General features: G+C 67.5%; 22 protein-coding genes. 4 read left to right on the forward strand and 18 right to left on the reverse strand.

Features of this window, described 5'->3' with window-relative positions; translation table 11 throughout:
• Nucleotides 1–40 precede the first annotated feature (40 nt).
• The 14 genes from WS95_RS13245 to WS95_RS13310 all read right to left on the reverse strand — a co-directional run bounded on the left by WS95_RS13245 (nt 41) and on the right by WS95_RS13310 (nt 11,437).
• On the reverse strand, nt 41–277 hold the full coding sequence (locus WS95_RS13245) for a glutaredoxin family protein (protein ID WP_011544941.1): 237 nt from the start codon (nt 275–277) through the stop codon (nt 41–43).
• Between the two features lie 7 nt (nt 278–284).
• A complete protein-coding gene (locus WS95_RS13250; RefSeq protein WP_059824210.1) occupies nt 285–1,772 on the reverse strand; it encodes a DegQ family serine endoprotease in 1,488 nt (495 codons plus the stop codon).
• A 16-nt stretch (nt 1,773–1,788) separates the two neighbouring features.
• Complete coding sequence (locus tag WS95_RS13255) at nt 1,789–2,841, reverse strand: MucB/RseB C-terminal domain-containing protein (RefSeq protein ID WP_034206777.1); 1,053 nt, start codon at nt 2,839–2,841, stop codon at nt 1,789–1,791.
• A gap of 5 nt (nt 2,842–2,846) precedes the next feature.
• A complete protein-coding gene (locus WS95_RS13260) occupies nt 2,847–3,464 on the reverse strand; it encodes a sigma-E factor negative regulatory protein (RefSeq protein ID WP_034206776.1) in 618 nt (205 codons plus the stop codon).
• 86 nt (nt 3,465–3,550) lie between these two features.
• Nucleotides 3,551–4,150 (reverse strand): RNA polymerase sigma factor RpoE, encoded by a 600-nt coding sequence (rpoE, locus tag WS95_RS13265; protein WP_006490873.1) that lies wholly within the window; start codon nt 4,148–4,150, stop codon nt 3,551–3,553.
• 91 nt (nt 4,151–4,241) lie between these two features.
• Nucleotides 4,242–4,706, reverse strand: coding sequence for a protein YgfX (locus tag WS95_RS13270; RefSeq protein WP_059824212.1), 465 nt, complete (start codon nt 4,704–4,706; stop codon nt 4,242–4,244).
• 10 nt (nt 4,707–4,716) lie between these two features.
• The gene (gene fabF / locus WS95_RS13275; protein WP_059824214.1) at nt 4,717–5,949 is read right to left on the reverse strand and encodes a beta-ketoacyl-ACP synthase II; all 1,233 of its coding nucleotides are present in this window, start codon (nt 5,947–5,949) and stop codon (nt 4,717–4,719) included.
• A gap of 164 nt (nt 5,950–6,113) precedes the next feature.
• Nucleotides 6,114–6,353 carry an acyl carrier protein gene (gene acpP / locus WS95_RS13280; RefSeq protein ID WP_004197638.1) on the reverse strand — a complete coding sequence of 80 codons (240 nt, stop codon included), beginning with the start codon at nt 6,351–6,353 and terminating at the stop codon, nt 6,114–6,116.
• Nucleotides 6,354–6,497: 144 nt separating this feature from the next.
• Nucleotides 6,498–7,247 (reverse strand): 3-oxoacyl-ACP reductase FabG, encoded by a 750-nt coding sequence (fabG, locus tag WS95_RS13285; protein WP_034206773.1) that lies wholly within the window; start codon nt 7,245–7,247, stop codon nt 6,498–6,500.
• A 36-nt stretch (nt 7,248–7,283) separates the two neighbouring features.
• Nucleotides 7,284–8,216, reverse strand: coding sequence for an ACP S-malonyltransferase (gene fabD, locus WS95_RS13290; protein WP_034206772.1), 933 nt, complete (start codon nt 8,214–8,216; stop codon nt 7,284–7,286).
• 82 nt (nt 8,217–8,298) lie between these two features.
• On the reverse strand, nt 8,299–9,288 hold the full coding sequence (locus WS95_RS13295) for a beta-ketoacyl-ACP synthase III (protein ID WP_034206771.1): 990 nt from the start codon (nt 9,286–9,288) through the stop codon (nt 8,299–8,301).
• The gene (gene plsX, locus WS95_RS13300; protein ID WP_034206770.1) at nt 9,289–10,395 is read right to left on the reverse strand and encodes a phosphate acyltransferase PlsX; all 1,107 of its coding nucleotides are present in this window, start codon (nt 10,393–10,395) and stop codon (nt 9,289–9,291) included.
• A 129-nt stretch (nt 10,396–10,524) separates the two neighbouring features.
• Entirely contained in the window at nt 10,525–10,704 is a 180-nt protein-coding gene (gene rpmF, locus WS95_RS13305) for a 50S ribosomal protein L32 (protein ID WP_006051932.1), read from the reverse strand.
• Nucleotides 10,705–10,801: 97 nt separating this feature from the next.
• Nucleotides 10,802–11,437, reverse strand: a complete 636-nt coding sequence (locus WS95_RS13310) for a YceD family protein (RefSeq protein WP_034206769.1) — start codon at nt 11,435–11,437, stop codon at nt 10,802–10,804.
• A 231-nt stretch (nt 11,438–11,668) separates the two neighbouring features.
• Here WS95_RS13310 and WS95_RS13315 point away from each other — a divergent pair, with 231 nt between their 5' ends.
• Together WS95_RS13315 and WS95_RS13320 are read left to right on the forward strand one after the other, a co-directional pair.
• Nucleotides 11,669–12,301 (forward strand): Maf-like protein, encoded by a 633-nt coding sequence (locus WS95_RS13315; RefSeq protein WP_059779751.1) that lies wholly within the window; start codon nt 11,669–11,671, stop codon nt 12,299–12,301.
• Nucleotides 12,298–13,020, forward strand: coding sequence for an SAM-dependent methyltransferase (locus tag WS95_RS13320; protein ID WP_059501598.1), 723 nt, complete (start codon nt 12,298–12,300; stop codon nt 13,018–13,020). Before WS95_RS13315 ends, WS95_RS13320 begins: the two co-directional genes overlap by 4 nt.
• Before the next feature lie 69 nt (nt 13,021–13,089).
• On the opposite strand, the gene WS95_RS13325 is transcribed toward WS95_RS13320, so the two are convergent.
• The 4 genes from WS95_RS13325 to WS95_RS13340 are packed head-to-tail and all read right to left on the reverse strand — an operon-like array spanning nt 13,090 to nt 16,162.
• Nucleotides 13,090–14,082, reverse strand: coding sequence for a S49 family peptidase (locus WS95_RS13325; protein ID WP_059779750.1), 993 nt, complete (start codon nt 14,080–14,082; stop codon nt 13,090–13,092).
• A 12-nt stretch (nt 14,083–14,094) separates the two neighbouring features.
• Nucleotides 14,095–14,496, reverse strand: a complete 402-nt coding sequence (locus WS95_RS13330) for a Rieske (2Fe-2S) protein (RefSeq protein WP_034206765.1) — start codon at nt 14,494–14,496, stop codon at nt 14,095–14,097.
• Complete coding sequence (locus WS95_RS13335) at nt 14,493–15,152, reverse strand: HAD-IA family hydrolase (protein WP_034206764.1); 660 nt, start codon at nt 15,150–15,152, stop codon at nt 14,493–14,495. The genes WS95_RS13330 and WS95_RS13335 overlap by 4 nt, the downstream gene beginning before the upstream one ends.
• Before the next feature lie 5 nt (nt 15,153–15,157).
• Nucleotides 15,158–16,162, reverse strand: a complete 1,005-nt coding sequence (locus WS95_RS13340) for an RluA family pseudouridine synthase (protein WP_034206763.1) — start codon at nt 16,160–16,162, stop codon at nt 15,158–15,160.
• A gap of 720 nt (nt 16,163–16,882) precedes the next feature.
• Between WS95_RS13340 and WS95_RS13345 the strand changes: the two genes are divergently transcribed.
• Nucleotides 16,883–19,990 (forward strand): Rne/Rng family ribonuclease, encoded by a 3,108-nt coding sequence (locus WS95_RS13345; protein ID WP_059824216.1) that lies wholly within the window; start codon nt 16,883–16,885, stop codon nt 19,988–19,990.
• Between the two features lie 130 nt (nt 19,991–20,120).
• Complete coding sequence (gene moaA / locus WS95_RS13350; protein ID WP_059824218.1) at nt 20,121–21,233, forward strand: GTP 3',8-cyclase MoaA; 1,113 nt, start codon at nt 20,121–20,123, stop codon at nt 21,231–21,233.
• Nucleotides 21,234–21,243 lie beyond the last annotated feature (10 nt).

Here is a 21,243-nt window from a genome sequence, read left to right on the forward strand (position 1 = left end):
TGCCCCGTGCGAAGCGGCGCCGGCTCGCGGCGGACCCGGCTCAGCGCCGGGACGCCAGCGCGTCACGCACCCGCGCGTCGTCGAACCGGTGGCGGCACACTTCCGCGCCGTCCAGCAGCAGCACGGGCACGTCCTCGTCGTAACGCGCGACGAGCGCCGCATCGGTGTCGATGTCGATGTAGTCGACCGCGACGCCGAATTCGGCCGCCACCGGCGCCAGTGCGTCGCGCATGTCGTCGCACAGGTGGCACCAGCCGCGGCCGTAGAGCGTGAACATCGGCGCGTTACTTCTGGCGCGGCCGCACGGGCACGAACTGCGTGTTGTCGCCACGCCGCACGAGCACCGCGACCGCCTTCTGCGGATCGAGCTGCGCGGTCACGTCGGCGAACTGCTTCGCGCTCGTGATGTCGGTGTCGCCCACCCGCAGCACGATGTCGCCGCGCTGCAGGCCCGCACGGGCGGCCGGGCCGTCGACGCCGTCGATCTGCACGCCGTTCTTCAACTTCAGCGTCTTCATCTGCTCCGCCGTCAGGTCGCTGACCGTCAGGCCGAGCGAATTGGTCTGGCGCGGCTTCTGCGGCGCGTTCTTGCGCTGCTCGGCCTTCGCCGTCGACTCGGCCGGCGTCTCGGCGATCGTGATCGGCAGATCGCGCGCCTGACCCTTGCGCCACACGCTGACCGTCGCCTTCGTGCCAGGCTTCGTGTCGCCGACCATGCGCGGCAGATCCGACGCCGCATCGACCGGACGGCCGTTGAACTTCAGGATGATGTCGCCCGGCTGGATGCCGGCCTTGTCGGCGGGGCCGCCCGGCTCGACGCTGCTGACGAGCGCGCCTTCGGCCTTCGGCAGCCCGATCGAGTCGGCCACGTCCTTCGTCACCTCGCCGATCGCCACTGCGATGCGGCCGCGCGTGACCTTGCCCGTCGCCTTCAGCTGGTCGGCCACGCGCATCGCCTCGTCGATCGGGATCGCGAACGAAATGCCCATGAAACCGCCGGTGCGGCTGTAGATCTGCGAGTTGATGCCGATCACCTCGCCCTGCATGTTGATCAGCGGGCCGCCCGAGTTGCCGGGGTTCACGGCGACGTCGGTCTGGATGAACGGCAGATAGTCGCCCGTGTTGCGGCTCTTCGAGCTGACGATGCCGGCCGTGACCGTGTTGTCGAGGCCGAACGGCGAACCGATCGCGACGACCCATTCGCCGACGCGCACCTTGTTCGAATCGCCGATCGCGACGACCGGCAGGTTCGACGCCTGGATCTTGACGACCGCGACGTCCGTGCGGTCGTCGACGCCGATCAGCTTCGCCTTGAATTCGCGCTTGTCGGTCAGCGTCACGTAGATGGTGTCCGCATCGTCGACGACGTGCGCATTGGTCATCACGTAACCGTCGGCCGACACGATGAAGCCCGAGCCGACGCCGCGGTTCTGCTCGGTGTCGGGCGGATTGTCCGGCGCCGGCGCGTTCTTCGGGTTGCCGCCGCCGTTACCGGGCGCCTGCGGCAGCGGAATGCCGAAGAAGCGCCGGAAGAATTCGGACATGTCGCCGTTGTCGAAGCCGGGCGGGAGCATCCCGCGCGGGCCGCCCGTCGGCACGTTGGCGGTGGTCCGGATGTTCACGACGGCCGGGCCGACCTTTTCGACCAGATCGGCAAAGTCGGGCAGGCTGGCAGCGGGAGCCGTCACAGCGAACGCGGTATGCGGCACGAGCGGCAGGCAGGCAGACAGCGCCGCCGCCGCGAGCCATTTGCGCAGCGTGAGTTTCATCATGTCGGAAGCCGTAGCGTTACTTGGAAGCCTTGTATTCTATGGCAGACGCGAACTGCTGCAACGTGGCCGGCGGCACTTCGCCGAGCACGGTGATCCAGTAGTCGCCGCGGCGCTTCACGAGAACGTGCGTCGCACCGGTGCTGCCCGCGCCTTCCTTGCGCGTATTCTTTTCGGCCGGCTCGATGAAAACCGAGATCGTCGCGAGGCCGTCGGTGAAGACGGCCTGATCGACCGGGATCGGCGGATCGCCCGCATCGCGCGCGGCCATCGGCCGGCGCACTTCACGAATCTTCCGGAAGCCGGCGACGCTCGGCGCAAGCTGCCAGCCCTGCGCTTCCATGTCGACCGCTGCGACCGGCGGGCGCACGACCGTCCAGCCGCTCAGATTGCGCATGCCGGCTGCAATCGCGGCCTTGTCGCCGCTTGCGCCACCCGTCTGCAGTTGCGAGAACGCGATCTGTTCGAGCACGTGATCGTTCGCGTCGAGCGTCTGCGAACGCAGCAACAGCCCGGTGCGCGCATCGGCCCACAGCTTGTACGTGAAACGATACGCATCCTTCGGCACGAGCTCGACGACCTGCGCGTCGATCCCGGCCACGCGGTCCTTGCCGAGCGACTTCGCATCGTAGACGGACATCACGTGCTCGCCGCTCGCGCCGAGCAGCGCGGGGAACGAGTCGCGCGTCTGACGGCGCTCGACCACGCACAGCTTGCGTTCGGGCACGAACGTATACAGCTCGTCGTTGTGCCGCAGCAGCTTGCGCGGCTTGCCGTCGAGCGTCTCGATCCGCTCGAACTCGCCGTCGCGGGACGAGACGTGCGCGATGCGCGACGACTGCACGTACCCGCCTCGCTGGTAGACGAACGTACCTTCGTAGCTCTGCTGCTGCGCCGCCTGCTGGACGCGGTCGAGCCAATCAGCGGCGCCCTTGCGGGTCGCGACGGGATCGTCCGGTTGCTGGGCGCTGGCGGGAAGGGATTGAACGGACAACAGGGCGGCTGCGCAAAGCAAAAGGGCCGGCAGCCGCTTCCATCCGGAGATGGCGTGATTCAACTGCAATGTCCGCATCGGGGTTATTGGCCTGGCGTGGTGGTCACGGCAGCGCGGATCAGCGGCATCGAACCCGTGACGACGGGCTGCTGCGCGAATTGCTGGTGCGCTTCAAGGTATTGGTCGAGGCTGGCGTCGCGAATGATGTTGACGTCCTGCAGGCCCGGCTGGGCCGATGCCTGCGCAACCGTCACGCGCTGCAGGTTGCCGGTCTGGGGCGCGCCTACCGATGCGACCTGGACGGCGCCCGGGGCGCCGGCCGTCTGCATCTGCGGGACGACGATCCACGTCAGCGTGGCGGCCGCGGCGGCCACCGCGAACGCGGGCACGACGCGGCGGCGCAGCGACAGCAGCTTGCGCGCAACCGGCGCGGCCGCCGGCGCCAGCAGGTGCGGCTCGCTTTCGAGCGCAGCCGACATGCGCGCGGTGAACGCGACGCTCAGCGCGGGCGACAGCGCGAGCTCGTCCGAGCGCAGCGCATCGCCGATCAAGTGGTACTGGGCCCATACGGCGCGATCCGCGCGGTCGAGTTCAGCCAGAAACTGCCCGTGATCCGGGCCGTCGAACATTTCGCCGTCGACCAGCGCGGAAATGCGCTCGCCGCGCGAGCACGCTTGCGATTGCGTATTGACCGACCCCATGATGCTCCCCATCTTGCACACCCCGTCGTGACTTCACGACTCTATCCGTAACTAGACCCCGACCCGCGTCGTTCCGCCCGTCGCGCTTACCAGCGCTTGCCTTCGGGCGTATCGAGCAGCGGACGCAATTTGGCAGCGATTGCTTCGCGCGCGCGGAAGATCCGCGACCGGACCGTCCCGATCGGACAGCCCATCATTTCCGCGATCTCTTCGTAGCTCAGGCCCTCGATCTCGCGCAGCGTGATTGCCTGGCGCAGTTCTTCGGGCAGCAGAGCCATTGCAGCGTTGACCGTCTCGGCAATCTGCTTGCTCATCAACATCGACTCAGGCGTGTTGATATCCCTTAGTTGGTCTGCATCGGAGAAAGTTTCCGCTTCCTCCGCATCGGCCTCGGTCGAGGTCGGCGCCCGGCGGCCTTGCGTCGCAAGGTAGTTCTTCGCCGTATTGACGGCAATCCGGTACAACCACGTATAGAACGCCGATTCGCCGCGGAATTGCGGCAGCGCACGATACGCCTTGATGAACGCGTCCTGGGCCACATCCTCGACCTCGGCGGGATCCCGCACGAGGCGCGAGATCAGCCGAATGATCTTGCGGTGGTATTTGGAGACCAGGAGTTCGAACGCCGCCTTGTCGCCCTTCTGTACGCGCTCGACCAGAGCCTGATCGATTTCTTTTTCACTCACCTGACAAATCCGTTAACTAGGGATGCAACGCGGAGCGCTATTGTAGCGTTCCGGCGCCGGACGCTGGTTACGGCCGGTAACCGTGCTGCCGTCATGCCCGCCCCGCCGCCCCGGCCGTCCTCGCCAGCACCGACAGCGCACTGAACGATGCAGCATCGAGCGCGTCGGCCGGAATCAGCAGCGGCCGGGCCCGCCGCGCGCCCTGCCCGACCGACAGCACCAGCAGCAGGCTGCTCCAGTGCGCGTGGCCGGTCACGCGGCCGCGGGCCAGCAACTGCCCGGTGCGGCCAAACGCCGCAATCTCCCCGAAGGCATCGATCCGCAGCTCGGCCGGCAGCCGGCGGGCGCAGGCCCGCGCCGCCCATACGGCCAGCAGTGCCGCCGTCGCGGCCGACACGCCCGCGCCGGCGGCAGCGCCCGCGCGCGGCGCCCAGAACAGGTACGCCGACGCGGCAGCCGACGCGACGAACGCGGCCAGCACGAGATACGACACGGCCGAGGCCCGCAACGCGAAGCGCTGCGGACGCCCGGCCGGAGCATCGAATGGACCCGTCAAGCGATTCGACTCAGACGCGCTTGAACACCAGCGTGCCGTTGGTCCCGCCGAAGCCGAAGTTGTTCTTCACGGCCACGTCGATCTTCATGTCACGCGCGGTGTTCGCGCAGTAATCGAGATCGCACTCGGGGTCCTGGTTGAAGATGTTGATGGTCGGCGGCGACACGTTGTTGTGCAGCGCCAGCACCGTGAACACCGATTCGAGGCCGCCCGCGCCACCCAGCAAGTGACCCGTCATCGACTTCGTCGAGTTGACCACCATCTTGTACGCGTGCTCGCCGAAGGCCGCCTTCACCGCGTCGGACTCGTTCTTGTCGCCCAGCGGCGTCGACGTGCCATGCGCATTCAGGTACTGGACCTCGTCGGCGTTCACGCCGGCGTCGCGCAGCGCCGCGACCATGCAGCGGCGCGGGCCGTCCATGTTCGGCGCGGTCATGTGGTACGCGTCACCCGTCATGCCGAAGCCCGAGACTTCCGCGTAGATCTTCGCGCCGCGCGCCTTCGCCGCCTCGTACTCCTCGAGCACCATCACGCCGGAACCCTCGCCCAGCACGAAGCCGTCGCGGTCCTTGTCCCACGGCCGCGACGCGGTAGCGGGATCGTCGTTGCGGGTCGACAGCGCGCGCGCCGCCGCGAAACCGCCGATGCCGAGCGGCGACACCGTCGATTCGGCGCCGCCCGCGACCATCACGTCCGCGTCGCCGGCCTGGATCAGGCGCGCGGCGAGGCCGATGCTGTGCAGGCCGGTCGTGCAGGCCGTCACGGCCGCGAGGTTCGGGCCCTTCAGGCCGAACATGATGCTCAGGTGACCGGAGATCATGTTGATGATCGAACCCGGCACGAAGAACGGCGAAATGCGGCGCGCGCCGCGATCGACGTAGGTCTGGTGCGTATCTTCGATCATCGGCAGGCCGCCGATGCCGGAACCGACCAGTACGCCGATGCGTTCCGCGTTGGCTTCGGTCACTTCCAGCCCGCTGTCGCGGATAGCCTGGACGCCGGCGGCGATGCCGTAATGGATGAACGTATCCATGTTCCGGGCTTCCTTCGCCGGGATGTACTCCTCGGCGCTGAAACCCTTCACTTCGCCCGCGAAATGGCAGGCGAGGCTCGACGCATCGAACTTCGTGACGGTGGCGATACCGGACTTGCCGGCGACGAGATTGGCCCAGCCGTCGGCAACATTATTGCCAACAGGCGAAATCAGCCCCAGGCCTGTAACGACAACACGACGGCGGCTCACGGTAACCTCTTTTCCATTATTGGATGACAAAAACAAAAGCCACAGTGGCCACAGGAATCAGCCCTGCGAGCCCTGTGGCTGTTAGTCCGTCCGGCGCGAAGCCGGCAGGATGGCGCGTCAATCGCGAAGATCGCGGCGACGTGGCGGACAAGCGCGAAAGGCGCTTACGCCTTGACGTTTGCGCGAGCGTAGTCGATCGCTTGCTGAACGGTCGTGATCTTCTCTGCTTCTTCGTCCGGGATTTCCATGCCGAACTCGTCTTCGAGCGCCATCACCAGTTCGACCGTGTCGAGCGAGTCGGCGCCCAGGTCGTTCACGAACGAAGCTTCGTTCTTGATCTCGGCTTCGGCGACGCCCAGTTGTTCAGCGACGATCTTCTTGACACGTTGTTCGATGTTGTCCATTACCCCTCCGAGGGAAAGTTCAGATTTACAAGTGCGCGCATTTTATCAGGTTTGCTGACGCCAAAACGCGCGTTGGCTTGATGGTCGATCAAGCGCCGATCCGCCTGAAAAACGGGATACGGCGCGGATGGTAAACGAAAACCGTTACGACATGTACATGCCGCCGTTCACGTGCAGCGTCGTGCCGGTGATGTAACCGGCCTGCGGCGAGGCGAGGAACGCGACGGCATGGGCGATGTCTTCCGGGCTGCCGAGGCGGCCGAGCGGAATCTGGGTCTTGAGCGCGGCCTGCTGTTCTTCCGGCAGCGTCTTCGTCATGTCGGTGTCGATGAAGCCCGGCGCCACGCAGTTCACGGTGATGCCGCGGCTGCCGATTTCGCGCGCGAGCGCACGCGTCATGCCCGCGACGCCGGCCTTCGCGGCCGCATAGTTGACCTGACCCGGATTGCCGGCCGAGCCGACCACCGACGTGATGTTGATGATACGGCCGCCGCGCGCCTTCATCATCGGGCGCAGCACCGCACGCGACAGACGGAACACCGACTTCAGGTTGGTGTCGATCACCGCGTCCCAGTCCTCGTCCTTCATCCGCATCGCGAGCTGGTCCTGCGTGATGCCCGCGTTGTTGACGAGCACGTTCAGCGCGCCGAATTCCTTCACGGTCGCATCGATCAGCGCTTCGGCAGCCGCCGCGTCGTTGACGTTCAGCACCGCGCCGCGGCCCGCGACACCCGCTTCCGCGAACGCCGCGGTGATCGCGGCGGCGCCCGATTCGCTCGTCGCCGTGCCGATCACCGTCGCGCCCAGACGCGCGAGTTCGAGCGCGATCGAGCGGCCGATGCCGCGCGACGCGCCGGTCACGATCGCAACCTGTTTATCGAGAGTCTTGTCCATGAATCGAATATCCGTTGCTTGGGAAAAGGCGCCGCGTCAGGCGGTCACCAGCTTGAGCGCTTCGTCGAGCGAAGCCGGATCGAACACCGACGCCCCCGTCAGGTTGCCGTCGATGCGCTTCGTCAGGCCGGCGAGCACCTTGCCCGGACCGCATTCGATCACGTGCGTGACGCCCGTGCCCGCGATGTGCCGCACGCATTCGACCCAGCGCACCGGGCCCGCGGCCTGGCGCACCAGCGCATCCTTGATCGCGGCCGGATCGCCGACCACGGCGACGTCGATGTTGTTGACGACCGGAATCTGCGGCGCCTTCACGTCGACGTTCGCGAGATAGTCGCGCAACTGATCCGACGCCGGCTTGAGCAGCGACGAATGGAACGGCGCCGACACCGGCAGCGGCAGCGCGCGCTTCGCGCCCTTCGCCTTCGCGATTTCGCATGCCTTTTCGACCGCAGCCTTGCTGCCTGCGATCACGACCTGCGCGGGCGCATTGAAGTTCACCGCTTCGACGACGCCCGCTTCCGCGGCTTCGGCGCACACCGCGCGCACCGTGTCGTCGTCGAGGCCCAGGATCGCGGCCATGCCGCCCTGGCCGACCGGCACGGCCGTCTGCATCGCCTGCGCGCGAAAACGCACGAGCGGCACCGCGTCCTTGAACGCGAGGGCGCCGGCCGCGACGAGCGCCGTGTATTCGCCGAGGCTGTGGCCGGCGACGATCGACGGCGCCGGGCCGCCCGCCTGCTGCCACGCGCGGTAGCACGCGTACGCTGCGGTCAGCATCACGGGCTGCGTGTTGGTGGTCAGGTTCAGCTCTTCGGCCGGACCTTCGGCGATCAGCTTGCCGAGATCCTGATCGAGCGCATCGGACGCTTCCTGGAGCGTCTCGCGCACGACGGCCAGATCGGCGAATGCGTTGAGCATGCCGATCGCCTGAGAGCCCTGCCCCGGAAAAACGAATGCAAATTTCATATCGTCCCCAATTGAATCGATTCGGACGGCGCACGCGAACGGCGCGCCGACGGGATCCGCGCGCGGCTTCGCGCGCCGCGGATCAGAAGCGGAAGACCGACGCGCCCCAGGTGAAGCCGCCGCCGACGCCTTCGATCAGCACGTGCTGACCGCGCTGGATGCGGCCGTCGCGCACCGCGGCGTCGAGCGCCAGCGGGATCGACGCGGCCGACGTGTTGCCGTGCTGGTCGACCGTCACGACCATGCGCTCCTGCGGCAGGCCGAGCTTGCGGCAGGTGCTGGTCATGATGCGGATGTTGGCCTGGTGCGGAATCAGCCAGTCGATTTGCTCGGGCGCGAGATTCGCCTTCGCGAGCGCTTCGATCGCGACTTTTTCCAGCACGTTGACCGCGAGCTTGAACACGGCCTGCCCGTCCATGTGCAGGAACGCGCTGCCGTCGATCACGCCGCGATTGACGTTGCCCGGCGTGCACAGGATGTTCGAGTAGCTGCCGTCCGCGTGCAGCGCGCTGCCCAGCACGCCCGGCTCTTCCGATGCGGACAGGATCACCGCGCCCGCGCCGTCGCCGAACAGCACGCAGGTCGTGCGGTCCTTGAAGTCGAGAATGCGCGAGAACGTCTCCGCGCCGACCACGAGCGCCGTACGGTGCTGGCCGCTGCGGATGAAACTGTCGGCCGTCGCCATCGCGTACGCGAAGCCCGAGCACACGGCCTGCACGTCGAATGCCGCGCCGCCGTTCTTGATGCCGAGCTTGTTCTGCAGCAGGCACGCGGTGCTCGGGAACACGAAATCGGGGGTCGAAGTCGCGACGATGATCAGGTCGATCGACTGCGGATCGACACCGGCCGCTTCGATCGCACGACGCGACGCTTCGAGCGCGAGATCGCTCGTCGTGACGTCGGGTGCGGCGAAATGGCGCGCGTGGATGCCCGTACGCGCCACGATCCATTCATCGCTCGTCTCGATGCCTTCCTTCGCAAGACGATCGGTCAACTGCTGGTTCGTGACGCGGTCGGGCGGCAGGAAGCTGCCCGTGCCGAGCACGCGGGAATAGAGAGTCGATTGGGCCATTTATGCTTTAGAGGATTGCGCAGCGGAAGGTTCGGCGTGATGGCCTGCGGCAGGGCTTGCATGGCCCGCGCCGCCCGCGTCGTGCTCGCCGTCGCCGAGCGACGCCGAATTATCCGCCATCGCGCGCGCGAGGCGCTCCAGCACCCCGTTTTTGACGGCATCATACCCGCGTTTGATCGCCCACTCAAACGCGTAGGCGTCGGCCGAGCCGTGGCTCTTGATCACGAGGCTCTTCAGCCCCAGCAGCGCCGCGCCGTTGTACTGGCGGTGGTCGACGCGCTTCTTGAAACGCATCAGCACGGGCAGCGCGAGCAGCGCCATCAGCTTCGACATCAGCGAACGGCCGAACTCCTCGCGGATGATGTCCGACAGCATCTGCGCGAGCCCTTCGGACGTCTTCAGCGCGACGTTGCCGACGAAGCCGTCGCAGACGATCACGTCGACGGTGCCCTTGTAGATGTCGTTGCCTTCCACGTTGCCGCGGAAATTGAGCGTGCTGGCGCGCAGCAGCTCGCCTGCGCGCTTGATCGTCTCGTTGCCCTTGATGACCTCTTCGCCGATGTTCAGCAGGCCGATCGTCGGGCGCTCCTTGCCTTCGAGCGCGGCCACCAGCGCGTGCCCCATCTCCGCGAACTGCAGCAGATGCTGCGGTTCGCAGTCGACGTTCGCGCCGAGGTCCAGCATCATCGTGTAGCCGGTCGGGTTCGGCAGCGCGAACGCGATCGCCGGCCGCTCGATGCCGGGCAGCGTCTTGAGTACGTAACGGGAAACGGCCATCAACGCGCCGGTATTGCCGGCGGAAATGCAGGCCTGCGCCGCGCCTTCCTTGACGTGGTTGAGCGCGACGCGCATCGAAGAATCCTTCTTCTTGCGCAGCGCCACTTCGACAGGGTCGTCCATCGCCACGACTTCGGTGGCGGGCACGATGGTCAACGCGGGATCGTCGAGGGCTTTCAGCTTCTTCAGCTGAGCGCGAATCGCGCTTTCGATGCCGACGAGCATCAGGTGCGCATCGGGATGCGCGCGGACGAACTTGACTGCCGCGGGAACGGTCACGGACGGGCCGTGGTCGCCTCCCATGCAATCGATTGTGAGCTTTACGGTCATGGAATGCGACGAATTTCAGGCACAAAAAAGCGGCAGTTGAATGCCGCCTTTTTGTCGAGCCAGGAAAGTGTCAAGCGAACCAGTTGTCACGCGAACGGCGAGCGTAGCGCGCAACGCGTGACTTGACGCTTAGTCGTTCTTCGTCTTGACGACTTTCTTGCCGCGATAGTAGCCGTTCGGGCTGACGTGGTGACGCAGGTGCACTTCACCCGTGCTCGGCTCGACTGCCAGCGGCGCTGCCGTCAGGAAATCGTGCGAACGATGCATGCCGCGCTTCGACGGCGACTTCTTGTTTTGCTGGACTGCCATGACTAACTCCTAAATAATTTTCCGGATTCTAACACAGCCCGATCCGGCGCTTAACTACCCTGGCCCAAAGCCCTACGCCTTCCCGCGCCACAACTGCTCAGTGTTTCTTGGTGCCGTCACCGTCCTTCTTCAACGCTTGCAGCGCTGCGAACGGATTCGGCCGTTTGCCTTCGTCCCCGGCTTCGTCGGACTCCTCGTCCGACTCTTCCGCGGGACCGCTCGCGCCCGACACGAGGCTTTCGTGAACTGCCGGGCAAACCTCGTGCTTGGGCACGAGCGGCAACGAAAGCAGCAATTCCTCTTCGATCAAGTCGACGAGATCGAACTGGCGCGAGCCCACGATCACATCGGCTTCATCGTCGTCGAGCGGAAATTCCTCGGCTTCTTCTTCGGTCGCGACGATCCGGTACGTCATGTCGACGTCGAACGCCTGGTCGTACGGCGTCATGCAGCGCTGGCACGTGAGCCATGCATGGCCGTGCACCGCGAGGCGCAGATACGGCTGCTGCCCGTCGGCGCCGTCGTCCTGCAACTCTTTCTGCGTGAACCCTTCCGCCTGCCACGTGAAGACCGTGTCGCGATCCGGCGCGTCCGTCGGCACTTCGTTTAACATGCGCGGCAGTTGCGAGAGACGCACGGCCCCGGCCGCCTGCCGCCCGCTGCGGGCGAACTCGAACAGGTCGACCGCATGCGGATCGAGGGCCGCTGCAGGTTTGCCAGAAGAAGTGTTCATGTGCGCTCCTGCCTACAGGCTGACTTGCGGGATCCGGCTTGGCACCGCTCGCGTACGGCTCATCGAGGGATGCCGTACTTTACTTCCGAAGACCCGGCAGGCGCCACCACAGCGAAAGCCTGCCGACGAAAAGCGGGAAAGCATACCTGTTTTACCTTTTGCGGTCAATCACTTAAGCTTGCGTCCGCGCAACGCCGCGCCACACCTGACGACTCACCGATCCAACCGACCATGCCGGATACCGTTTGCCGCCCGCCGCGGCTGATTCTTGCCTCCAGTTCCCGCTACCGCCGCGCGCTCCTCGAGCGCCTCGGCGTACCGTTCGACGTCGTGTCGCCCGACCTCGACGAAACCCCGCGCGCCGGCGAAACGCCGGCCGCGACCGCGCTGCGTCTCGCCGGCGCGAAGGCGCGCGCCGTGGCCGCGACGATCGACGCACCGGACGGCGTGCTCGTGATCGGGTCGGACCAGGTCGCGACCTTCGACGGGCGCCAGATCGGCAAGCCCGGCACGCATGAGCGCGCGCTCGCGCAACTCGTGTCGATGCAGGGCCGCGAAGTCGAATTCCACAGCGCGCTCTGCCTGTACGACAGCCGTACGGACGACGCGCAGATCGAGGACATCGTCACGCACGTGCGCTTCCGTTCGCTGCCCGAAGCCGAACTCGACGCCTACCTGCGCGCGGAAACGCCGTACGACGTGGCCGGCAGCGCGAAGTCCGAAGGGCTCGGCATCGCACTGCTCGACGCGATCGACTCGGACGACCCGACCGCGCTCGTCGGCCTGCCGCTGATCGCCCTCACGCGGATGCTGCGCGCCGCCGACTACCCGCTGTTTGCCATCACCCGAGGAGACCGCGCATGACCGCCGGCACGCTTTATCTCGTCCCCAACACGCTCGGCGAAGGCGACGAATCGATGCTCGCCGCCGTACTGCCCGCGGCCGTGCAGGCGCGCGCCGGCACGCTCGGCTATTACATCGGCGAAAACGCGAAAACGACCCGCGCGTTCCTGAAGAAGATCGGCACGACGCGCCCGATCCAGGAAATCGAGATCAGCGAGCTGAACGTGAATACGCCGGCCGGCGCCGTCGACCGGCTGCTCGCGCCCGTGCTGGCCGGCGCGGACGCCGGACTCGTGTCGGAGGCCGGCTGCCCTGCCGTCGCCGACCCCGGCGCGCTGCTGGTGCGCCGCGCGCACGAGCGCGGCGTGAAGGTCGTGCCGCTCGTCGGGCCGAGTTCGATCCTGCTCGCGCTGATGGCGTCGGGCCTGAACGGCCAGAGTTTCGCGTTCAACGGCTACCTGCCGGTCGATGCGGCCGCGCGCGCGAAGCGCCTGCGCGAACTCGAGCAACTGTCGCGCAAGGCGCGCCAGACGCAGATCTTCATCGAAACGCCGTACCGCAATCACGCGATGCTCGACACGCTGGTCGCGACCTGCGCGCCGTCGACGCAGATCTGCGTGGCGGCCGATCTGACCCTTGCGACCGAGACGATCGCGAGCCGCACGGTGGCGGATTGGAAAAAGGCGCCTGCGCCGAATCTGCACAAGCGCCCCGCGATCTTCCTGCTGCTCGCGAACTGACGCAGCGATCGATGAAAGTGAAAGGCGAGCCATCGCGGCCCGCCGATTGCCGCCGTCGGCCGCCGGCCGTCAGCGCAGGTTGACCGACGCGCCGCCGGCCGTCAGCGCCTTCATCGCGGCGCCCCCGACGGCCGCGCCGAACTTGCGCGCGACACGATTCGTCAGGCTTTCCTTCACCGTATAGTCGACCAGATCCGGTGCCTTCAGCACGTCGCGCGCGACCGTGTCGGTCGTGCCGTAGCCGTCGGCGAGCCCGAGCTCGACGCTCTTCTCGCCGGTCCAGAACAGGCCCGAGAACATGTCGGGCGTCTCGTGCAGCCGCTTGCCGCGGCCGTCCTTCACGGCCTTGATGAACTGCGCATGCACCTGATCGAGCAGCGCCTGCGCGTGCGCATCCATCTTCGGCGTTTCCGGCGAGAACGGGTCGTAGAAGCCCTTGTTTTCGCCCGACGTATGCAGGCGCCGTTCGACGCCGAGCTTGCCCATCAGCCCGGTGAAGCCGAACCCGTCCATCAGCACGCCGATCGACCCGACGATGCTCGCCTTGTCGACGAAGATCTTGTCGGCCGCGGACGCGATGTAATAGCCGCCCGACGCGCACATGTCGGTCACGACGACGTACAGCGGCTTGTTGGGATACTTGCCGCGCAACCGCCGGATCTCGTCGTAGACCATGCCGGCCTGCACCGGGCTGCCGCCCGGGCTGTTGATTCGCAGCACGACGCCGACCGTGCCGTCGTCGTCGAACGCGGCGTCGAGCGCCGTGTTGATGTCGTCGGCGTTCGCGTTGACGCCGGCCGCGATTTCGCCGTCGATCGTCACGAGCGCCGTATGCCGCCCGCTCGACGAAAACTTCGAATCGCTCGAGAAATCGATCAGCGCGAACGCCAGCAGCACGAACACGCCGAGAAACGCGAAGCGGAAGAAGATCTTCCAGCGCCGTGCCGCGCGCTGCTCCTTGACGGCCGCGAGCGCGATCCGCTCGAGCGCCGCGCGCTCCCAGCCCGGGTCACGGTCGTCGGGACGGGAGGAGGAATCCGGGAAATTCGGTTGGTCGGCCATGCAATGGTGTCGTCAGTCGGTCGTGGCGGGAGTGGCGGGATGCAGATCGGCATCGGGCACCCAGAATACCGCACGCCCGTCGGGCGTGTCGCGCTCGTCGACCTCGACCGGCCGCAGGCGGCCGCCGCGGCACGGGCCGCCGACGCACTTGCCGGTATCCGGCGCGTAGATCGCGCCATGCGTCGCGCACATCAGATAGAGGCCCGACGACTCGAAGAACTGCCCTTCGGCCCAGTCGAGCTCCATCGGCACATGCGCGCAGCGGTTCAGGTAGCCGTAGGCGCGGCCGTCGTAGCGCACGAAGAACACGACGGCCTGCTCGCCGCGCAGTGTCGCGTCGACGCGCACGCCGGCGCCGCCGTCGATCAGCGCGTCCGACGCGCACACGCGCACGGCGTCCGGCGCCGCGCTCATGCGTGCTCCCGCAGCCATGCGGCCAGCGCGCCGACGTCCGGCGCGACGAAGCGCGGCGCGAGCGCCGCCAGCGCGTCGGCCGTGTGCGCGCCGTACGACACCCCGACGCCTGCCGCGCCGGCGCTGGCGGCCATTTGCAGGTCGTGCGTGGTGTCGCCGATCATCACGGTGCGCGACAGGTCCTGCCCCAATTCCCGCGACAACTCGTGCAGCATCGCCGGATGCGGTTTCGAGAAGGTCTCGTCCGCGCAGCGCGTCGCGTCGAACCAGCTCGTCAGCTTCGACTGGTCGAGCACGCGATTCAGCCCGACCCGCCCCTTGCCGGTCGCGACGGCGAGCAGGTAGCCCGTGTCGCGCAGTTCGGCGAGCAGCTCGCGCACGCCGGCGAACAGCTCGATGCGCTGGTCGTCGAGCAGATAGTGGTAGCGGTAGCGCTCGGCGAGCCGCGCGTAGTCGGACGGATCGAGGGTCGGCGCCGCGATTCGCAGCGCATCGCGCAGGCCAAGGCCGATCACGTAGCGGGAAGCCTCGTCGGACGGCGTGGGCAAGCCGAGATCGCGGCACGCGGCCTGGATGCTGTGCGCGATGTGCGCGGTCGAATCCATCAGCGTGCCGTCCCAGTCGAAGACGATCAGGTCAAATTGCTGTCGGGCCATGCGGTTCAGGCGGTATCGCGCAATGCGCTGAGTTGGTCGAGAAAGCGCCGGCATTCGGCCGGCAGCGGCGCATCGAACTGCAGCGCCTCGCCGGTCAGCGGGTGAGCCAGCCGCAGCCGGTGCGCGTGCAGGAACATCCGTTTCAGCGACGGCTGCGCGTTCGCGCGCGCCAGCGCCTTGTTCAGTGCGAAATCGCCATACTTGGCGTCGCCGGCGATCGGCAGACCGAGATGCGCGAGGTGCACCCGGATCTGATGGGTCCGACCCGTTTTGAGTTCCGCTTCGACGAGCACATAGTCGGACCAGCGGTCGACGAGGTTGAACACCGTATGCGACGGCAGCCCGTCGTCCTGCACGCGCACGCGGCGCTCCCCTTCCGGGGTCGAATACTTGAACAGCGGCGCCTTCACCGCGCGGCGCCGGCCCCAGTCGGGCTGCCATTCGCCGTGCGCGCACGCGAAGTAGCGCTTGTCCATCCGGTTCTCGCGAATCTGCTCGTGCAGGCCCACGAGCGCCGTGCGCTTCTTCGCGAGCATCAGGATCCCGGACGTCTCGCGGTCGAGCCGGTGCACCAGTTCGAGGAATTTCGCACGCGGGCGCGCCTGGCGCATCTGCTCGATCACGCCGAACGCGACGCCGCTGCCGCCGTGGACCGCGACCCCGGCCGGCTTGTCGATGACGAGCATCGCGTCGTCCTCGTACAGCACGTCGAAATTCGCGGGCGGCACGACGGGCGTGTCGGCGCGCGCGAGGTCGGCCGCGGCCACGCGCACCGGCGGCACGCGGACGAGGTCGCCGAGCGCCAGGCGGTACTGCGCATCGATCCGGCCCTTGTTGACGCGCACTTCGCCGCTGCGGAGGATCCGGTAAATATGGCTTTTCGGCACGCCTTTACAGACGCGCAACAGGAAATTGTCGATCCGCTGACCGGCCGAGTTTTCGTCGATCTCGATCGTCGATACCTGGCCGCTTGCGACCGAATTCTGGGATATTTTGCCTAACTCATTCATACTGAATATAATTTTGCCCAGCCTGACGTTGTGGGTGGCCTGATCGGCCGGCCCCGGCTGAATTGGGCAAGGCGCAAGCGCAAACTGCTATTTTACTTGCGCCGGGGGTCCGCTGCTCGCCCCTAATCAAAGAGAAGCAGCAAGTTGCACGCACGGCGCCGCCCGTCGGCAAGGATCGCGCCCACAGGCGGATTCGGTCGGCAAGGCGCCGCGGTAACGGAAAGTTGGTTGAAAAGAATTTGATCGGCAGCCCGGCGGCGCGAAGTACGTCCGCAGGCTGCCGGTTGCGAAAATTACGGCGTTGCGCCCGATTTGGCCCCGCGAAGCGTGCGGGGCTTGGCGACGTCAAACCAGGGAAGTACACCCCAAGCGGGAAAGTCGGGCTGGATTCGATACTCCCCGCTGCGGCCCAAGCCGCAGCATCTGCCGCCCGTCGGCGCGCGCGACGCATTGTGCGCGCCCGTGGCAATGCCCGGACAGGCTTAGCGCGCTTTTGCAGCGTGCGGTGTGTGAACGCCGTGCTTTGAAGCCGTATTCGCAGGTGCCCTATGGCCGCCGGCCCCGTCTTTCGGGCCCAAGCGCCTCTTCAGGCAATTCTCCCCGCCAGCGTTCCCGCTCCAGCGTGCTCGTGACAACACAACAAGGTGCGGCCTGCCGTCGTTCCCGCCCTCGCGCCTGACAACCGCGAGGCGTCGGCAGCGGAGCCGCCTGGAGCCGTTCATGAAACGCATGCTGTTCAATGCGACGCAGCAGGAGGAGCTGCGCGTCGCCATCGTCGATGGGCAAAAGCTCATCGACATCGACATCGAAACCGCCGGGCGCGAACAGCGCAAAGGCAATATCTACAAAGGTGTCATCACCCGTATCGAGCCGTCGCTCGAAGCGTGCTTCGTCAACTACGGCGAAGACCGCCACGGCTTCCTGCCGTTCAAGGAAGTCGCCCGCCAGTACTTCAAGGACGGCATCGACATGCGCTCCGCGCGCATTCAGGATGCGCTGCGCGAAGGCCAGGAGCTGATCGTCCAGGTCGAGAAGGAAGAGCGCGGCAACAAGGGCGCGGCCCTCACCACCTTCATCTCGCTCGCCGGCCGTTACCTCGTGCTGATGCCGAACAACCCGCGCGGCGGCGGCGTGTCGCGCCGGATCGAAGGCGACGAGCGCCAGGAACTGCGCGAAACGATGGCGCAACTGCAGATTCCGGACGGGATGAGCATGATCGCCCGTACCGCGGGCATCGGCCGCAGCGCCGAGGAACTGCAGTGGGACCTGAACTACCTGCTGCAACTGTGGCGCGCGATCGAGGCCGCGTCGCAAAGCGGCAACGCCGGCCAGCCGATGCTGATCTATCTGGAATCGAGCCTCGTGATCCGCGCGATCCGCGACTATTTCCAGCCGGATATCGGCGAAATCCTGATCGATACGAACGAAATCCACGATCAGGCCCGCGCATTCATGGACATCGTGATGCCGGACAACGTCGCGAAAGTGAAGCGCTACCACGACGACGTGCCGCTGTTCTCCCGCTTCCAGATCGAGCACCAGATCGAAACCGCGTACTCGCGCACGGTCCCGCTGCCGTCCGGCGGCGCGATCGTGATCGACCACACCGAAGCGCTCGTCGCGATCGACGTGAACTCGGCGCGCGCGACCAAGGGCGCGGACATCGAGGAAACGGCCACCCGCACGAACCTCGAAGCGGCCGACGAAGTCGCCCGCCAGCTGCGCCTGCGCGACCTCGGCGGCCTGATCGTGATCGATTTCATCGACATGGAATCGGCGAAGAGCCAGCGTGAAGTCGAGCAACGCCTGAAGGACGCGCTCAAGCACGACCGCGCGCGCGTCCAGATGGGCAAGATCTCCCGCTTCGGCCTGATGGAGCTGTCGCGCCAGCGCCTGCGTCCGGCGCTGTCGGAAGGCAGTCACGTCACGTGCCCGCGCTGCAACGGCACCGGCCACATCCGCGACACCGAATCGTCCGCGCTGCAGGTCCTGCGGATCATTCAGGAAGAAGCGATGAAGGAGAACACCGCGGCGATCCACTGCCAGGTGCCGGTCGAGGTGACCGCCTTCCTGCTGAACGAAAAGCGTCAGGAAATCAACAAGATCGAGTCGCGCTTCAAGGTCGGCATCGTGCTGATCCCGAACAAGCACCTCGATACGCCGCACTACAAGCTCGAGCGCCTGCGTCACGACGACGCGCGCCTCGACGATCCGCGCGCGTCCTGGAAGATGGCCGAGGAAGCGGCCCGCGAGCTCGAGTCGGAAACGGGCTACAGCAAGCGTGCGGCCGAAGTGAAGCCGAAGCAGGAAGCCGCGGTGAAGGGCATCACGCCCGAGCGTCCGGCGCCGAGCCCGGCCCCGCAGCGTCCGGTCGAGCCCGTTGCGGCTCCGGCGGCGCCCGTCGCCGCGGCAAGCGGTGGCTTCATCGGCTGGCTGAAGGGGCTGTTCGGCGTGTCGCCGGCACCGGCACCCGCACCGGTCGCACCGGCACCGGCGAAGGAGCAGGCAGCCCGTCCGGCGCGCGAGCGCACCGAAAAGACCGAGCAGCGCGGCGGCGATCGCAATCGCAACCGTCGCGGCGGCGCCCAGCAGGCGCAAGGCGGCCGCGACCAGGCAGCGGCGGGCCGTGGCCAGCCGCAACGCCAGGAACGCGAAGGCAAGGAAGTGCGCGAACCGCGTGAAGGCCGTGAGCCGCGCGAGGGTCGTGAACTGCGCGAAGGCCGGGAAAACCGCGAAGGTCGCGAAAACCGCGAGGGTCGCGAGGGCCGTGGTCCGCGCGAAGGCCGTGAGCCGCGCGAACCGCGCGAAAACCGCGAACCGCGCGAGCGTGTCGAACAGCCGGAAGGCGTCGAAGCAGCCGGCCGCGGCGAGCGCCAGGAACGCGGCGAGCGTCGCGAGCGCGGCGAACGCCGCAAGCCGACCCAGCATGCGGCCACGCTCGAAACCGTCACCCGCGGCGAAAACCACCCGGAACCGGAAACCGACAAGGCCGTTGCAGAAGCCCTGCCCGGTGCGGAACCGGCAGCCGATGCGGAAGCCGGTGCACGTGACGGCGAAGAACGCCGCCGTCGTCGTCGCGGCCGCCGCGGCGGTCGTCGCGAGCGCGAGGAAGATGGCGCAGTCGACCAGGCCGAGCAAGGCGCCGAAGGCGACGTCGCCGCGCAAGCCGTGACGCCGAATGCACCGGTCGCAGCCGAGCCGGCCCACACGGCCGCACCGGCAGTCGTCGCGGCCGTGGCAGGTGCGGTCGCAGTGGAAGCCGTCGCCGAGCAGCATGCCGCTCCGGCCGCCGTCGAAGCGCAGCCGGCACCGGCAGCCGAAGCGGCACCGGCCGAGCCCGTCGTCGCCGTCCAGGCAGCCGAACCGGCACCGGTCGCACCGGCGGCGGCGGAAGCAGGCCCGGCGCCGGTCGCGGTGTCGCCGACCGATGCGTTCGAAGTGCCGGCAGCCGCTCCGGCCGCTGTCGAGGCGCCGCAAGCCGCACCCGTCGAGCCCGCCGCACCGGCCGTCGCGATCGAAGCCGCTCCGGTGGCGGTCGAGGCGCCGGTCGAGGCAGCACCGGCAGAGGCCGTCGCTGCACCGGCACCCGCCTCGACACCGGCTCCCGCCCCCGCCCAACCGGCAGCCGCGCCCGCTTCGGCGAGCCTGGATGCCGTGCTGGAGCAGGCCGGTCTCGTCTGGGTGAACACGGACGCCGACAAGTTCGCGGCCGCGCAGGAAGCCGCGTCGCGACTCCCGCGCCCGGCCCGCGTGCCGCGCGAACGCAAGGTGCTGCCGCCGGTCGATACGGCCCCGATGCAGCAGGTCGAAACGACGACGCACCACTGAACGGCGCATCGCACGACCAGGAAAAGCCCGCCTCCGGCGGGCTTTTTCATGCCCGCGCTGCGGGTTTCCGCCCCCGGACCCGCCGGCCGGTTGCGGCTAAAATAGCAGTCTGGTCCGTACTTCTTCCAACATGTCCCGACGCATCATTCCCCTCGCCGACGTCAGCGGGATGCCGGACGTCTCCGGCGTCGCGCATGCCCCCGACGGCACGCTGGCCGACACGTTCGCCAGGCCGCTGCGCGACCTGCGCATTTCGGTGACGGATCGCTGCAATTTCCGCTGCGTGTACTGCATGCCGCGCGCCGTCTTCGACAAGGACTACCCGTTCCTGCCGCACAGCGCGCTGCTCACGCACGAGGAAATCGAGCGCGTGGCGCGGCTCTTCGTCGCACACGGCGTCGAGAAGATCCGCATCACGGGCGGCGAGCCGCTGCTGCGCAAGAACCTCGAATTCCTGATCGAGCGGCTCGCGCGTCTGACGACGCACGCCGGCCGCCCGCTCGACCTGACGCTGACGACCAACGGCTCGCTGCTCGCGCGCAAGGCGCGCGCGCTGAAGGACGCCGGGCTCACGCGCGTCACGGTCAGCCTCGATGCGCTCGACGATGCGCTGTTCAAGCGCATGAACGATGCCGAGTTCGCGAGCGCCGACGTGCTCGACGGCATCTTCGCCGCGCAGGCCGCGGGCCTCGCGCCGGTCAAGGTCAACATGGTCGTGAAGCGCGGCACCAACGACGGCGAGATCCTGCCGATGGCCGAGCGCTTCCGCGGCACCGGCGTGATCCTGCGTTTCATCGAATACATGGACGTCGGCACGTCGAACGGCTGGAACATGACCGAGGTGCTGCCGTCGGCGGACGTCGTCGCGCGTATCGCCGAACACTTTCCGCTCGTGCCGCTCGAGCCGCACACGGCGGCCGAAACCGCGCAGCGCTGGGGCTATGCGGACGGCAGCGGCGAGATCGGCGTGATCTCGAGCGTCACGCAGGCCTTCTGCGGCGACTGCACGCGCGCGCGACTGTCGACCGAAGGCAAGTTGTACCTGTGCCTGTTCGCGTCGACCGGCCACGACCTACGTGCGCTCGTGCGCGGCGGCGCAAGCGATGCCGAGATCGCGACCGCGATCGCCCGCATCTGGCAGGCGCGCACCGACCGCTATTCGCAGCTGCGCGGCAGCGCATCGTCCGACGCCGCGCCCGAGGGCGCCGGCAAGCGCGTCGAAATGTCGTATATCGGCGGCTGACGCCCGCCGC

Origin of the sequence: Burkholderia sp. MSMB1826, assembly GCF_001526325.1 — a bacterium.
In the GTDB taxonomy this organism is placed as follows: domain Bacteria; phylum Pseudomonadota; class Gammaproteobacteria; order Burkholderiales; family Burkholderiaceae; genus Burkholderia.

Excerpts from the sequence above, each read along its gene's own strand:
- WS95_RS13245 (WP_011544941.1), bottom strand. The coding sequence starts at position 277 with ATGTTCACGCTCTACGGCCGCGGCTGGTGCCACCTGTGCGACGACATG.
- WS95_RS13250 (WP_059824210.1), bottom strand. The coding sequence starts at position 1,772 with ATGATGAAACTCACGCTGCGCAAATGGCTCGCGGCGGCGGCGCTGTCT.
- WS95_RS13255 (WP_034206777.1), bottom strand. The coding sequence starts at position 2,841 with ATGCGGACATTGCAGTTGAATCACGCCATCTCCGGATGGAAGCGGCTG.
- WS95_RS13260 (WP_034206776.1), bottom strand. The coding sequence starts at position 3,464 with ATGGGGTCGGTCAATACGCAATCGCAAGCGTGCTCGCGCGGCGAGCGC.
- acpP (WP_004197638.1), bottom strand. The coding sequence starts at position 6,353 with ATGGACAACATCGAACAACGTGTCAAGAAGATCGTCGCTGAACAACTG.
- fabG (WP_034206773.1), bottom strand. The coding sequence starts at position 7,247 with ATGGACAAGACTCTCGATAAACAGGTTGCGATCGTGACCGGCGCGTCG.
- fabD (WP_034206772.1), bottom strand. The coding sequence starts at position 8,216 with ATGAAATTTGCATTCGTTTTTCCGGGGCAGGGCTCTCAGGCGATCGGC.
- WS95_RS13295 (WP_034206771.1), bottom strand. The coding sequence starts at position 9,288 with ATGGCCCAATCGACTCTCTATTCCCGCGTGCTCGGCACGGGCAGCTTC.
- plsX (WP_034206770.1), bottom strand. The coding sequence starts at position 10,395 with ATGACCGTAAAGCTCACAATCGATTGCATGGGAGGCGACCACGGCCCG.
- rpmF (WP_006051932.1), bottom strand. The coding sequence starts at position 10,704 with ATGGCAGTCCAGCAAAACAAGAAGTCGCCGTCGAAGCGCGGCATGCAT.
- WS95_RS13310 (WP_034206769.1), bottom strand. The coding sequence starts at position 11,437 with ATGAACACTTCTTCTGGCAAACCTGCAGCGGCCCTCGATCCGCATGCG.
- WS95_RS13315 (WP_059779751.1), top strand. The coding sequence starts at position 11,669 with ATGCCGGATACCGTTTGCCGCCCGCCGCGGCTGATTCTTGCCTCCAGT.
- WS95_RS13320 (WP_059501598.1), top strand. The coding sequence starts at position 12,298 with ATGACCGCCGGCACGCTTTATCTCGTCCCCAACACGCTCGGCGAAGGC.
- WS95_RS13325 (WP_059779750.1), bottom strand. The coding sequence starts at position 14,082 with ATGGCCGACCAACCGAATTTCCCGGATTCCTCCTCCCGTCCCGACGAC.
- WS95_RS13330 (WP_034206765.1), bottom strand. The coding sequence starts at position 14,496 with ATGAGCGCGGCGCCGGACGCCGTGCGCGTGTGCGCGTCGGACGCGCTG.
- WS95_RS13335 (WP_034206764.1), bottom strand. The coding sequence starts at position 15,152 with ATGGCCCGACAGCAATTTGACCTGATCGTCTTCGACTGGGACGGCACG.
- WS95_RS13340 (WP_034206763.1), bottom strand. The coding sequence starts at position 16,162 with ATGAATGAGTTAGGCAAAATATCCCAGAATTCGGTCGCAAGCGGCCAG.
- WS95_RS13345 (WP_059824216.1), top strand. The coding sequence starts at position 16,883 with ATGAAACGCATGCTGTTCAATGCGACGCAGCAGGAGGAGCTGCGCGTC.
- moaA (WP_059824218.1), top strand. The coding sequence starts at position 20,121 with ATGTCCCGACGCATCATTCCCCTCGCCGACGTCAGCGGGATGCCGGAC.